The organism is Pseudomonas sp. OVF7 (assembly GCF_030644265.1).
Taxonomy (GTDB): domain Bacteria; phylum Pseudomonadota; class Gammaproteobacteria; order Pseudomonadales; family Pseudomonadaceae; genus Aquipseudomonas; species Aquipseudomonas gorinensis.
Map to the genome: position 1 here is coordinate 5,636,205 of NZ_CP128996.1, position 13,637 is coordinate 5,649,841.

Genomic DNA, 13,637 nt, shown 5'->3' on the forward strand with positions numbered 1-13,637 from the left:
GCTCAAGCAAGATACGGGCCGTCGGCATGGGGCCCGCAGATAGGCAGGGTGCGGCTGAATAACGGGCGCGGCGCGCACGAAAATGGGGCAAAAGCACTCAGGTACGCTGGGCAAACTGTAACCGCTCTTTACGCCCCTTTCGCTTATTCGCCGGCGGGCGACGCATTTACCTGCATGTACTGGCTGAAATTGTTGATGTGGTCATCCAGATTGTCCTCAAGCATCAGTCGGTATTGCTCGGTGAAATACTTCAACAGCGCTTCGCGCGCGTCGGCCATCTCCGCCCCGGACTTGAAACTGCGCGCGCTGGCCCAGGCATTGAAACGCGTGGTCCCGAAGGTCATCGAGGCGCTGACCTGGCCGATGTTTTCAAGGGTCTTGAGTTGCTCGTTCGACAGCTCGATATGGGCGTCGGCGCGGTCGTAGAAGGCTGAGTCGGTGGCGTCTGCCATGGTGGGCTTCCTTGATGAGTCGTTGAATTGAGTTCAAGCCAGCAACGCGGTAATCCACTGCACCTGCTGGACAAGTTCCTGCACCTTGGCCTGCGGCACCGCCTGCCGCGCTTGCTGGAAACTGGCCAGGGTCTTGTGTTTCTGGCGCAGCAGGCGTTGCCATTTGGCCAGGAACACCGGGCTGCGCGCCTGCATCAGCAGCGGGCCGAAGTACAACGCCTCGGCACTGTACACCACTGGTTCGGCACGTTCGGCGACGATGATTTCGTAGTAGAAACGGTTTTCCTGCAACAGCTCCTCGACCAGGATGCGGTAGCCATTGTCCATCAGCCAGTGGCGCAGCGATTGCTCGCCGCCGTTGGGTTGCAGGATCAGACGCTCCTGGCCGTTGAGGTACGCCGTGCCGCTGGCGAGGATGTCACGGATCGTCTCGCCGCCCATGCCGCACAGGCTGACGGCGGTGATCGCATCTGCCGGCGTGACGGCCGCCAAGCCATCGGCCAGGCGCACGCTGACTTGCTGCTCCAGGCCATTGTCGCGCACGGTCCGTTCCGCCGCGTGGAAGGGCGTCGCCGCCACCTCCCCCGCCACCGCTGCTGCGATCACACCGCGACGCATCAACGCCACCGGCAGGTAGGCGTGGTCCGAGCCGATATCCGCCAACCGCGCCCCAGGCGGCACATGCGCCGCCACGCGTTCCAGGCGGGTGGAGAGTGTGTGTTCGTTCAACTGAGGTTCCTTCTTCACCGCGAATGTCAGTGCGAGCGGCGCATCATGCTGGGTGAAGAAGATGAGGTAAAGGCTGGCGCCTGAAAACACGGCCGGCCTTGCCATTCAATGGCGCACAAACCCCACTACCCGCGCCAACATCCGATCACACGCCTCCAGTTGCGCCAGGCTGATAAATTCATCGGCCTTGTGCCCCTGCTCCATGCTCCCCGGCCCGCACACCACCGTGGGAATCCCCACCTGGTCAAACAGGCCGCCCTCGGTGCCAAAGGCGACGGTGCCGTAGTCTCGAGAGCCGCAAAATTGCGCGACCCACTCGGCGGCCTGGCTTTCCAGCGAGGTCACCAGGCCGGGGTAGCTCGACAACTCGCTGAAGCCGATCGCGCACTGCGCACTCACCGCCTGCATCGCCGGTAGCAGGGTGTGCTCGGCGTAATCACGCAGTTGGTTGGCCACCAGCCAGGGATCATGGGCCGGCAGCGAGCGCACTTCAAAGTCAAACGTGCACTGCTGCGGGACGATATTCAGTGCCTTGCCGCCGCTGATCACACCGGTCTGCACCGTGGAGAATGGCGGTTCAAAACGCGGATCCAGCTGCGCCGGCGCCTTGAGTGTTTCGCCAAGCCGTACCAGTTCACTGATCAAGCGCGCCGCGTATTCGATGGCGTTGACGCCCGACGGCGCATACGCCGAATGACACGCCGCACCGTGTACGTCGCAACGCATGGCCAATTTGCCCTTGTGCCCCAGCACCGGCTTGAGCTCGGTGGGCTCACCGATCACGCATAGCAGCGGCTTGACCGGTTGGGCCTGAAACCTTTCGATCAACGCCCGCACACCCAGGCAGCCCACTTCTTCGTCATAGGACAGCGCAATGTGCACCGGCATGCGCAACGGCGCCTGTACCAGCGTTGGCACGCAGGCCAGTACGCAGGCGATATAGCCCTTCATGTCAGCCGTGCCACGCCCGTATAACCTGCCGTCCTGTTCCGTCAGCTCGAACGGCGCCACGCTCCAGCGTTGGCCGTCCACCGGCACCACATCGGTGTGCCCGGACAACACGATGCCCGGCACATCCGCCGGGCCAATGGTCGCCAGCAGGTTGGCCTTGCTCTTGTGTTCGTTGAATAACAGTTCACAGGCAACGCCGTGGCCCTGCAAATAGGTGCGCACGAAGTCGATCAGCGCCAGGTTGGATTCGCGGCTGGTGGTGTCAAAGCGCACCAGTTGCGCCAGCAGGTCACGGCTGTGGTTCATCGATCGTCTCCCGGCACCGCATAGCCCGGTGCAAGGTGCGGGTTGAGGGCGCGGTCGAGGTAGTCCTGCAGTTGCGGGCGATAGGCCTGCCAGAGTTGGTCGAGGCCGCCAATCGGGTCTGTATCGGCCCAGTCCACACGCAAGTTGACGATAGGCCACGGCAGGTCATCGACCACCACCAGGGCCGCCGAATGCACCGGCCCGGCTTCGCCGCCCTCGGCCTGGCCGGCGTGCATCGCGGCAAGCAGGCGCTCGGCCAGGTGCCCGCTGGCGCGCTCAAAGGCGCGTACCATGGCGCTGATCACTGCGCGATTGGCCAGCATATTTCCGGCGGCAACACACTGCTCCCCGCTGACCGCGTCGTGAATGCCCAGGGTCTGGGCACCGCTGTAATGCGCGGTGCGCCCCTGGCTATCGATCACCGTTACTTGACGATATTCACGATACTCCTGGCCGGCAAGCACCGCGCCAAGCGCCTCACTGGCTGCCATGCCCTGCTCCAACACGTCCAGCACCTGCGGCCCCAGGCTCGGCAAGGTAATATTCTGCGAGGCCACCGCGCCCACCCCGGGCCGCAGCCATGGGCAACGGGCGCCCACCGCAATGCTCGATGAGCTGATTGCTATACCCAACTGGCCCGTTTCGGCGCAGCGGGCGACAACTGAAAAAGTCATTGAGCGCTCCTCAATCGAGTACCGAGGGGTCGGCGTCGATCATCATCTGCTTCATTTCTTCAAAGTGCCGGCGTGAGAAATCCGCAATGCCTTCCCAACTTCGTGCGGTTTTCTCCGCGACGTCATCGGACAACACTCGCAGCGGCTGCCCCGTGGACCACGCTGTGACGAGGATCTGGCAGGCACGCTCCAGGGTCCAGATATCGTCGAAGGCTTCACCGATGGACGAGGCCGTCACCATCACGCCGTGGTTGCCCATCAGCAGGCGGCGCTTGCCGTCGAGCAAGCCGGCCAGGCGCGCGCCTTCGGCCTCGGTGTCGGCCATGCCGCCGTAGAGTTCATCCACCGCGACACGGTTGAAATAGCGCGCGGTGTTCTGGTCGATCGGCGGGATATGCGGTGTGGCCAGGCACGCCACCGCCGTGGTGTAGACCGGGTGCAAGTGCAGCACAGCACGGGTGTGCGGCAGCAGGCGGTGGATTTGCCCGTGGATCGACCAGGCAGTGGCGTCCACGTTCGGGTGCTCGGCCCAGGATGAGTCATCAGCGTTGAGCAGCAACAGATCGCTGGCCCGGATCCTGGAGAAGTGCTTCCACTTCGGGTTGAGCAAAAACTGTTTGCCATCGGCCGACACGGCGGCACTGAAGTGGTTGGCCACGGCCTCGTGCATGCCCAGGTGGGCAATGATGCGAAAGGTCGCCGCCAGGTCGATGCGCGTTTGTTCTTCGAGGGATAACGCCATGGATCGGTCTCCGCAGGGCGCGGCCGCAGCGGACTGCGGCGCGCGGGTCAGGTTACTTGGGCATCAACGCCGCAATGTCGGCATCGGTCGGCGCCTCGAAGTTGTATTTCTTGAGCAAGGCCGCGTACTCAGGCGTGGCGCGGTATTTGTCCAGGCCGTCGAGCAGGGCTTTTTTCACCGTGTCATTGCCCTTCTTCACGCCGAAGCCGTTGAGCACCGGGTAGATCAACGTGTCGGATGAAATCACCACGCGGTTGCCCAGCTTGTCGATCACACCACGGGCCACGGCCGCGTCGGTGATCTGCGCCTCCACCGCATGCGCAAGCAGCGCCTGGGTGGTTTGCGGGTCGGTGCTGTATTCGCTGATCAGGATCGGCTTCAAGCCTTTGGCCACGCAGTACTCGGCCGACAGTTTGTTCATCTGCGCCAGCCACGAGGTGGCGCCCATGGAGCCGATCTTGTGGCCGCAGAATTCTTCCGGAGTCTTGGGCTGGAACGCACTGTCCTTGAGGGTGAGGATCGACTCGCCGCTCTTGAGGTAGGGGATCATGTCGATGACTTTGACCCGCTCGGCAGTGATGTACATCGACGAATTGGTCACATCGAAACGCCCGGCTTGCAGGCCGGTGATCAGGTTGGGAAAGCGCGTGTCGAGGGTCTCGACCTTGCGCCCCATGACCTTGCCCAGGCCGTCCATGAACTCGATATCAAAGCCCGCCGGCTTGTTGTTATCCATGTACTCGTAGGGGAAGAACGTCACATCGGAACCGGCGACGATCTTGCCTTCCTGCTGGAACGCCGAAGCCGCCAACGAAGTCATCGCAACCGCAGCGCCCAGCAGGCACACGGCAAGGGGGCGAACACTTTTACGAAACGCTGTCATGGTCAATACCTGCAAGGGGGTTGGGAGGTTAGGCAGTGGCAGAATCTTGTCCGGCCTGTTGCACGAAGAACGAGGCGCCACGGGGTTTCTGCGGCAAGCGCAGTTGGTTATCCGTAGAACGCACCACGCCACTTTCTTCGCCGGCCACCAGCAGGCCGGCATGTGCGCTGGGCAGTGGGTTTTCGCCGAATGGCAGCGCGTCTTCAGCGGCGTAGACGCTGATGAAGAGGGTGCGCGGCAGTTCGGTCTCGTTAGGGCTGGAAGCATGTAAAAGCCGCGTGTGCATGAAGCACACGGAGCCGGCCGGGCCGTAGCAGGCCACCGGTTGCTGGCAGTGTTCCTGCACCACCGCATCGTCCACCGCGCCGGTGAAGCGCTGGTTCTGCCAGTGCGACCACAGCGGGCCTTTGTGGCTGCCGGGGATCACATTCAGCGGGCCATTTTGCGGGGTGACTTCACTGACCATCAGCAACGCAGTGACGATGTCGTCGTTGCTGTGGGGCGTGAACAAAAAGTCCTGGTGCCACTTCACCTGGGTCGCGGTGTGGGGCAGTTTCGAGTTGATCTTGCTGTGGTGGAAACGCGCGCCACCGCCACCAATCAACTGCGCGGAAATCGCCGCCATGCGCGAGTGCAAGGCCACGCGTTCATACACCGTGGAAATCTCGGTGGGCGAGCTGACCCGGCGCAACGAGGGGTGGTCAGGCCGGTGGTCGCCTTCCAGGTCGAAGCGCGCGCGGCCATCCACGGTAGCGCCCCACCCCTGGTCATGGCGCCGGCTTTCTTCGACCCACTGGTCGAAGTCGTGCTGCAGCGCGGCCACTTCGTCCATCGACAACACACCTTCCACCACCAGGTATCCGTCGCGCTGGAACTGCTCGATTTGTGCTTGCTCGATCATTGTCTTTTTCCTGAACGTTAAAGCGATCACGCCAGCGAGACGTCCTTGAGGAACGCCTCCACGCGTGGGTTCTGACCGCTGCGCAATACCGCGGGCGTGTCGTCGCAGACCACCCGCCCCTTCTCCATGAACACGATCCGGTCGGAGACCTTGAACGCGAAATTCATCTCGTGGGTGACGATCACCATGGTGATGCCCTCCTCGGCCAAGGCCTCGATGACTTGCAGCACTTCGTTGACTTTCTCCGGGTCCAGCGCCGAGGTGGGCTCGTCGAACAACATGATCTGCGGGCGCATCATCAGGGCGCGGGCAATGGCCACGCGCTGCTGTTGGCCGCCGGAGAGTTGGTGCGGGTACTTCCAGGCATGGTCGAGCATGCCGACCTTGTGCAGCAGCGCGTAGGCCTGTTGCTTGAGCTCGTCGGTACGCCCCAGGCGGTGGTATTTGGGCGCCATCAGCAGGTTGTCGAGCACGTTCAAGTGCGGGAACAGGTTGAAGCTCTGGAACACCATGCCGATGTTCAGGCGGTGCTCGGCGTGCTCGGTGTACTGGGGTTTCTGCGCGCCGACCTTGCTGAGGTGAATGAAAGGCTGGCCGTTGATCTGGATCTCGCCGTTGTCCAATGGCTCCAGGCCGTTGAGCAGGCGGATCAACGTGGTTTTGCCCGAGCCGGACGGCCCGATCACCGACACCACTTCACCCGGCTGGATTTGCAGGTTGACCGAGCCCAGTACCTCGATGTCGTTGTAGGCCTTGTGCAGTCGCGTGGCCTGCAGCGCCGACACACCGGTACTCACCGGGCGCTGCAACGCGCTGCGCTGTTGTGTGGCCAGGGCCAGCACCGCCGCATCGGGAACGCGCGAGACATTGCGCTGGTTGACGTCGAGAAGGCGCTCCAGGCGTTTGAGCAGGAAGTCGAACACCGTGACGATAAACACGTAGAAGAACGCCACCGCGGCCATGGTTTCGATCACCAGGAAATTCTGCGAATACAGGCGCTGACCGACCATCAGGATTTCCGTCAGCGAGATCACCGACACCAGCGAAGTCAGCTTGACGATGGAGATGTATTCGTTGGCCAGGGACGGCAATGCCACTCGCAGCGCCTGGGGGATCACCACGCGCCATTGGGTGCCGAAAAACTTCAGGCCCAACGCCCGCGCCGCTTCGCCCTGACCTTTGGGGATCGAGAGCAAACCGCCGCGATGGATCTCGGCCACGTATGCCGTTTCACAGATCACCAGGGCCAGCAGGCCGGACCAGAACGGGTCGGCCAACACCACCGAGGTGGCGGGCAGCGCCTGGGGCAGGTTGTAGATAAAGATCAGCAGCACCAGCAGCGGCAGGCTGCGGAACAACCAGATATAACCCCGCGCCGGCACGCTGAGCAGCGCGTGCCTGGATTGCTTGGCCAGCGCCAGCAGAAAGCCAAAACCGATGCTCAAGACCCAGGTCAGGGTGCTGAGCTTGATCACCGTCCACGTCGCTCGCCAGAACTCGGCGTCACCCAGCAAACCCAACATGTAGTTCCAGTCAAATGTCATCGTCGCTGTGCCCTGCAGAAAAAAGAAATGGCCGATCGAACGTGCAAAACGTTGATCTGCATCAATGGATTCAGAGTCGTGGCGAGAGGCACTTGGGGTCAATTCGTAAAAGCCGGTCCACTGGGTAGGCAGAACCTACGCAGCGCCTCCCCCACTGTTGAAAACACCCCACATCCACTGTGGGAGGGGGCTTGCCCTAATGCCATTCAGTTAAGCGTACGTCGCCTTCTGTAGGAGCGAGCTTGCTCGCGAAAAACGTCAACGATAACGCGTGTTTCCTGAATGAACGCGGCGCCTGTAAGTTCTTCGCGAGCAAGCTCGCTCCTACAAAAAAGCCTTAACTGAATGGCATTAGGGCAAGCCCCCTCCCACAGTGGGCAGACTGTGTGGTTTGGCTAAAAGGGTGCACGCTGCAATTCAGCGTGCCGCGAACGCCACCTTCTGGTGCGTTCTCAGTTCACACTGCTGAGCGAGCGCACCGCATGGGGGTCAAAAAAGCTCGGCGGCGCCATGCCGGGGATGTACTGGTCGGACACAAACATGCGGCAGCGCTCGGCAAATGCCGACACCACGCGCGACAGCTGGGTGTTGCTCGCAGTGGCATAGCCCAGCTTCATCGGCCGATGCGCCCCGGCCAGGCGCAGGCGGATCACCCGCTTGCCGTCCTGGGACATGTTCGATTTGGGCCGCGCATTCGCGAAGGAATAGCCAATGCCATTGCCCACCATCGCCCGCACCGTTTCCAGGTTGGTGGAGCGCATGATGATGTTCGGCGTGGTGCCCGCCTGCATAAACAGGCTGAGGAAATAGTCGCGGCTCCAGGGCGTGTCGAGCAGCACCACCGGGTACGCTTCCAGGTCCTGCATGCTGACCGCCGACAGGCTGGCCAACGGGTGATACTCGCCGACCATCACATAGGGCGGCAGGTGCGCGAGGGGTTGGAAGTCGATGTCCGGGCTGGTTACCAGGTCGTAGGTCAGGGCGATATCCAGCTCGCCGCTGCGCAGTTTTTCCAGCAGTTCCTCATGGTTGCCTTCGGTTTGGGTCAACCGCACGCCGGGAAACGCGCGACCAAAACCAAACACCAATTCGGGCGTGATCATCGGCGCCAGCGACTCCAGGCAGCCCACCCGCAACGGCCCGCGCACCGTGTTCAATGATTCCGAGGCGATGGTATAGAGGTTGCTCATCTGCTCCAGGATCTGCTTGGCCTCTTGCATCACCAAGCGCCCCACGGCGGTCAGGGAAATACCCTGGGCGTGATGACGGATAAACAACTGGATGCCCAGTTCGGCTTCCATATGGGTGATCGCCGCCGAGATCGACGGCGATGACACATGAATGCGCTCAGCGGCCGCACTGATGCTGCCCGCCTCTCCCGACGCCACAAAATACTCCAGTTGACGCTGAGTAATACGACTGAGCATCACACCTGCCCCTCAACAATGACTGTGCAGGCGACGTTGCAGGGTTCGTGCCGGGTCCTGCGCGCGCCGATGACCTGCACGGGCTTCGGATTTTCCTAAGCACTACCCCGCGCAAATGCTGGTTTCGCGAGATCGGAGGCGATGTGAAGCTGAACTCATCCCGCTTGCAATGAGTTGCCTGCTATGCCGACCCACACCCGTATCCGCATGTTCAATACCAAAGAGACCTACCCCAACCAGGCGCTGGACAACGACCTGTGCCAGGCCGTGCGCGCTGGCAATACCATCTACGTGCGCGGCCAGATCGGCACCGACTTCGACGGCAACCTGGTCGGCCTCGGCGACCCGCGCGCCCAGGCCGAACAGGCGATGAAAAACGTCAAGCAACTGTTGGAAGAAGCCGGTTCCGACCTGTCGCACATCGTCAAGACCACCACCTATTTGATCGACCCGCGCTACCGCGAGCCGGTGTACCAGGAGGTTGGCAAATGGCTCAAGGGCGTGTTCCCGATTTCCACCGGGCTGGTGATTTCCGGCCTGGGCCAGCCCGAGTGGCTGATGGAGATCGATGTGATCGCCGTGGTGCCTGACGATTGGACCGTATGAACGCGGTGATCGCCCGCGAGCCCGGTGGGCCAGAGGTGTTGCAGTTAGTGCAACGCCCGGTGCCGTCGCCCCAGCCTGGCGAAGTGCTGATTCGTGTCGCGGCCGCGGGTGTCAACCGCCCGGACCTGATGCAACGCAGCGGCTTGCCGACACCGCCCGGTGTCACCGACGTACTGGGCCTGGAAGCGGCAGGCATCGTGGTTGCACGGGGTTGCGATGTGGACGAATTTGCCGTGGGCGATCGCGTGATGGCGCTGCTCAACGGCGGTGGCTACGCCGAGTACTGTGTGGCCGAGGCGGCGCACTGCCTGCCGGTACCCGTGGGCGTGTCATTGCACCACGCCGCCGGCATACCGGAAGCCGCGTTTACGGTATGGCACCACCTGTTTGAACTGGGGCGCCTGCGCAGTGGCGACAGCGTGCTGATCCACGGCGCCGCCAGTGGCGTCGGCAGCTTCGCCGTGCAGTGCGCCCAGGCTGCCGGTGCGCGGGTGATCGCCACCGCTGGCGGCCCGCAGAAAGTCGCGATGCTGCAAGCGCTCGGCGTTTGGCGCGCGCTCGACCGCCACACGGAAGACTTCGTCCGGGTGGTGCAGGACTGCACCGAAGATCGCGGCGTGGACGTGGTCCTGGATAACGTCGGCGGCCCCTACGTGGCGCGCAACCTGGCGGCGCTGGCGATGGGGGGACGGCATGTGAGCCTGTCGTTCCTGCAAGGCGCGCACATCGAGCTGGACCTGGGCCTGTTGATGCGCAAAAGCCTGAGCCTCACCTCATCGTCCCTACGCCCTAAAAGCCACGCCGAAAAAGCCCGCCTGGCGGTGTGCATCCGCTCCCGCGTTTTGCCCTGGCTGGCGTCCGGCCTGGTCAGCCCGCAGCTGCATGCGCAAATCCCCCTCGCCCAGGCTGCCGAAGCTCATCGGCTGCTGGAAGCCAACGCCAATGTCGGCAAAGTCGTGCTGAGCGTCGCGCACTAAGCAGGAGAACCCCATGCCCCACACCGTGTATTTCCTCAATGGGCCCAACGCCAACCTGTATGGGTTGGATAGCAACGGCACCTACGGCAATGAGAGTTTTGCCAGCATCGAAGCACGCTGCCAACGCCACGCCGCCGAACTGGGCTTGAGTCTGGACTTTCGCCAGAGCAACCACGAAGGCGTGCTGGTGGACTGGATTCAAGAAGCGCGCTTGCACGCTGACGCCCTTGTGATCAACGCCGCCGGGCTGAGCTACAGCTCGGTGCCGATCCTCGACGCGCTGCTGGCCTTCGACGGCCCGATCATCGAGGCGCACATGAGCAATATCTGGAAGCGCGAACGCTTCCGGCATCACTCCTACCTCTCCAAGGCCGCCACCGGCGTCATCGCCGGGCTCGGGGCGTTGGGTTACGAACTGGCACTTACCGCCGTGGCCGAGTTGCTCAAGCCTTGAATGCGCACTCGAAAACACAGCAGCTCCCCGCGGGCGTTCGACAACGCTCGCATCGGAACGTCGGCGTCGCTGATAAACCTCTCACTTTCCAGGAAACGCACATGTCAGTAGAAACCATCAACACCCTGGTCGTCGGCGCAGGCCAGGCCGGTGTCGCCATGAGCGAACACCTGTCCCTGATGGGCGTGCCGCATATCGTGCTGGAACGCCACCGCATCGCCGAACGTTGGCGTTCGGAGCGCTGGGACTCGCTGGTCGCCAATGGCCCGGCCTGGCACGACCGCTTCCCCGGCCTGACGTTCGAAGGCATTTCCCCCGAAGCCTTCCCGCCCAAGGAGCGCATGGCTGACTACTTCGAAGCGTACGTCGAGCGGTTACAGGCGCCCGTGCGCACCGGCGTAGAAGTGCACCAAGTGGAGCGCCACGTCGGCCGCCCCGGCTTCAAAGTCACCACCTCGGCCGGCGTGATCGAGGCTGCCAACGTGGTGGCCGCCACCGGCCCGTTCCAACGCCCCGCCATCCCGAACATCGTCCCCGCCACCGCACCGCTGCACCAACTGCACTCCTCCACCTATAAAAACCCCGGCCAACTGCCCGAAGGCGCCGTCCTGGTAGTCGGTGCCGGCGCCTCCGGCGCGCAAATCGCCGAAGAACTGCAAAAGGCCGGCAAGACCGTGTACCTCTCGGTCGGCGAACACTACCGCCCTCCCCGCGCCTACCGCGGCCGCGACTACTGCTGGTGGCTCGGCGCCCTAGGCCTGTGGGACGAAGTCAAAATCCAGCCGAAGAAAAAACACGTCGCCTTCGCCGTCAGCGGCTACGAAGGGGGCAAGACCGTCGACTTCCGGCGCCTGGCGCACCAAGGCATCCACCTGGTGGGCGTCACCCAGGGCTGGAACGACGGCATCATGACCTTCCAACCGGGCCTGGCCGAGAACGTGGCCGAAGGGGATCGTGCGTACTTTGACGTCCTGCGTGAGGCGGATGCCTATATCGAGTCGAACGGCCTGGCATTTCCACCGGAACCCGAAGCCTGGAAGCTGCTGCCCGACCCGGCATGCCTGATTAACCCGACCCTCAGCCTGAACCTGGCCGAAGCCGGCGTGACCACGATCCTCTGGGCCACTGGCTTCACGTTTGATTTCGGCTGGTTGAAGGTGGATGCATTCGACGAGAACGGCGAGCCGTTCCACAAACGCGGGATCTCGGCGCAGAGCGGCATCTACTTCCTGGGCCTGCCAAACCTGGTGAACCGCGCATCGTCGTTTATCTATGGGGTTTGGCATGACGCGAAGTACCTGGCCGATCACATCGTGTTGCAGAACGAGTACATGGCCTACAAGAAGCCTTAAAGGTGGCCCGGTCGCTGACAACTCAGTGATCGGGTTTAGTAGCCCGAGTGAAAACATCACTTCTGTGGCGAGCGAGCTTGCCCAAATACCGTTCAGTTAGGCTTTTTTTGTAGGAGCGAGCTTGCTCGCGAAAAACGTCAACGATAACGCGTGCTTCCTGAATGAACGCGGCGCCTGTGAGTTCTTCGCGAGCAAGCTCGCTCCTACAAAAGACGACGTAGGCTTAACTGAACGGCATTAGGGCAAGCGGGCTTGCCACAACAGCCCTATCTGCCCCCCCTCAGTCTCAGCTAAGTATCCGTGCGTATCTTCCCCTCCACGCAAGTTCAGCGCAGATCAGGAGAGGCTACCCACACATGAATCACGTCAAAGCCGGATGGCTCAATAAAGTGCCCGAGGTCACGCTGTCGTTTTGGTTGATCAAGATTCTGTCGACGACCGTGGGCGAAACCGGTGCGGACTTCCTGGCCGTCGATGCTGGTTTGGGTGCGGGCTGGACCAGCATTGGCATGGCGCTGCTACTGGCGTGCGCGGTGTTTTTGCAAATGCGCAAAACCGCTTATTCGCCGTGGATCTACTGGTTGACCGTGGTGCTGGTGAGCATCGTTGGCACGCAGATCACCGACATCATGACCGACATGCTCGACATCAGCCTGTACGTCAGCACGGCGGTCTTCTCCGTCCTGTTGGCCACCAATTTCCTGCTGTGGTACCGCGTGGAGCACAGCCTGTCGATTCGTGAAATCGACACGCCGCGACGTGAGTTTTTTTACTGGTCCACCGTGCTCTGCACCTTTGCCCTTGGCACCGCCGCCGGGGACCTGGCCACTGAAGCGCTGGGGCTGGGGTTCACTCTCGGGGCGGTGATTTTCGGCGCACTGATCGCGGCAACACTGCTGGCCTGGCGCCGGGGTGCCAATGTCGTGCTGACGTTCTGGATCGCTTACATCCTCACTCGCCCGTTCGGCGCCTCCCTCGGTGACTTGCTGACCCAAGCCAAGACCTACGGTGGCTTGGGCATGGGCGCCGCGTGGACCAGCGCCATCTTCCTGACGGTCATCGTGCTGTTGGTGGCAGTCGCGCAAGTCAGCGTGGCCAACCGTAGACCCGTCATTCAATAACCCTTCAGACCTCGACCAAAGGAATCATCATGCACGCCTTTCAAACGGCTCTTCGCCACGTAGCAATCGTCGCGTCCCTGGTACTGCTCGGCAGCTTGGCCGGCTGCTCGAAACCCGCCGACAAACCCAGCACCGGTACACCGACTACCTCGATGAGCGCGCCTGCCCAGTCGGGCTCAAAGCTGGGTGACCTGAGTGAGTTCCGGGCCATCGCCGCCGATGTCAGCGCGCTCGTCGAGAAAAACGACCTGCCCGCGGCCAAGGCGCGCATCAAGGACCTGGAGACCACCTGGGACTCCGCCGAAGCCGGCATCAAACCTCGCGCCGCCAGCGACTGGCATGTACTGGACAAGGCCATCGATCGAGCGCTCGACGCCCTTCGCGCCAGCACGCCAAAGCCAAACGAATGCAAGGCGGCAATGGACGATTTGCTCAGCGCCTTCGACGCGATGAAAGGCAAACCGTGAGGCCGCGAGGAATCGGCGGCGGACAATCCCCGGTTCAGATGCTTCAATACA

At 62.5% G+C, this 13,637-nt stretch carries 15 protein-coding genes; 6 read left to right on the forward strand and 9 right to left on the reverse strand.

Annotated elements, in window-relative coordinates:
• Positions 1 to 143 precede the first annotated feature (143 nt).
• The 9 genes from QU606_RS25545 to QU606_RS25585 form a co-directional block, all read right to left on the reverse strand.
• Positions 144 to 452, reverse strand: coding sequence for a DUF3144 domain-containing protein (locus QU606_RS25545; RefSeq protein ID WP_024076543.1), 309 nt, complete (start codon positions 450 to 452; stop codon positions 144 to 146).
• A 33-nt stretch (positions 453 to 485) separates the two neighbouring features.
• Complete coding sequence (locus tag QU606_RS25550) at positions 486 to 1,181, reverse strand: tRNA (adenine(22)-N(1))-methyltransferase TrmK (RefSeq protein ID WP_024076544.1); 696 nt, start codon at positions 1,179 to 1,181, stop codon at positions 486 to 488.
• Between the two features lie 105 nt (positions 1,182 to 1,286).
• On the reverse strand, positions 1,287 to 2,438 hold the full coding sequence (gene argE, locus QU606_RS25555; RefSeq protein ID WP_304997764.1) for an acetylornithine deacetylase: 1,152 nt from the start codon (positions 2,436 to 2,438) through the stop codon (positions 1,287 to 1,289).
• Positions 2,435 to 3,112: a DUF1028 domain-containing protein gene (locus QU606_RS25560; protein ID WP_304997765.1), complete on the reverse strand. Its 678-nt coding sequence runs from the start codon at positions 3,110 to 3,112 to the stop codon at positions 2,435 to 2,437. Before QU606_RS25560 ends, argE begins: the two co-directional genes overlap by 4 nt.
• A gap of 10 nt (positions 3,113 to 3,122) precedes the next feature.
• Entirely contained in the window at positions 3,123 to 3,854 is a 732-nt protein-coding gene (locus tag QU606_RS25565) for a class II aldolase and adducin N-terminal domain-containing protein (RefSeq protein ID WP_024076549.1), read from the reverse strand.
• Between the two features lie 52 nt (positions 3,855 to 3,906).
• The gene (locus QU606_RS25570; RefSeq protein ID WP_024076550.1) at positions 3,907 to 4,737 is read right to left on the reverse strand and encodes an ABC transporter substrate-binding protein; all 831 of its coding nucleotides are present in this window, start codon (positions 4,735 to 4,737) and stop codon (positions 3,907 to 3,909) included.
• 28 nt (positions 4,738 to 4,765) lie between these two features.
• Positions 4,766 to 5,638: a phytanoyl-CoA dioxygenase family protein gene (locus QU606_RS25575; protein ID WP_150055936.1), complete on the reverse strand. Its 873-nt coding sequence runs from the start codon at positions 5,636 to 5,638 to the stop codon at positions 4,766 to 4,768.
• 26 nt (positions 5,639 to 5,664) lie between these two features.
• A complete protein-coding gene (locus QU606_RS25580) occupies positions 5,665 to 7,182 on the reverse strand; it encodes an amino acid ABC transporter permease/ATP-binding protein (protein ID WP_102623653.1) in 1,518 nt (505 codons plus the stop codon).
• Positions 7,183 to 7,634: 452 nt separating this feature from the next.
• Positions 7,635 to 8,609 (reverse strand): LysR family transcriptional regulator, encoded by a 975-nt coding sequence (locus tag QU606_RS25585; protein WP_069076168.1) that lies wholly within the window; start codon positions 8,607 to 8,609, stop codon positions 7,635 to 7,637.
• A gap of 183 nt (positions 8,610 to 8,792) precedes the next feature.
• On the opposite strand from QU606_RS25585, the gene QU606_RS25590 reads away from it, so the two are divergent.
• From QU606_RS25590 to QU606_RS25615, 6 genes are all read left to right on the forward strand, one after another.
• The gene (locus QU606_RS25590; protein ID WP_024076555.1) at positions 8,793 to 9,215 is read left to right on the forward strand and encodes a RidA family protein; all 423 of its coding nucleotides are present in this window, start codon (positions 8,793 to 8,795) and stop codon (positions 9,213 to 9,215) included.
• Positions 9,212 to 10,192 carry an NAD(P)H-quinone oxidoreductase gene (locus QU606_RS25595; protein ID WP_304998653.1) on the forward strand — a complete coding sequence of 327 codons (981 nt, stop codon included), beginning with the start codon at positions 9,212 to 9,214 and terminating at the stop codon, positions 10,190 to 10,192. The genes QU606_RS25590 and QU606_RS25595 overlap by 4 nt, the downstream gene beginning before the upstream one ends.
• 13 nt (positions 10,193 to 10,205) lie before the next feature.
• Entirely contained in the window at positions 10,206 to 10,646 is a 441-nt protein-coding gene (locus tag QU606_RS25600; RefSeq protein ID WP_069076166.1) for a type II 3-dehydroquinate dehydratase, read from the forward strand.
• A gap of 101 nt (positions 10,647 to 10,747) precedes the next feature.
• Complete coding sequence (locus QU606_RS25605; protein WP_024076558.1) at positions 10,748 to 11,998, forward strand: NAD(P)/FAD-dependent oxidoreductase; 1,251 nt, start codon at positions 10,748 to 10,750, stop codon at positions 11,996 to 11,998.
• Between the two features lie 356 nt (positions 11,999 to 12,354).
• Positions 12,355 to 13,119, forward strand: coding sequence for a hypothetical protein (locus tag QU606_RS25610; RefSeq protein WP_304997767.1), 765 nt, complete (start codon positions 12,355 to 12,357; stop codon positions 13,117 to 13,119).
• A gap of 29 nt (positions 13,120 to 13,148) precedes the next feature.
• Entirely contained in the window at positions 13,149 to 13,586 is a 438-nt protein-coding gene (locus tag QU606_RS25615) for a hypothetical protein (protein WP_168232047.1), read from the forward strand.
• The last annotated feature ends 51 nt before the right edge of the window (positions 13,587 to 13,637 follow it).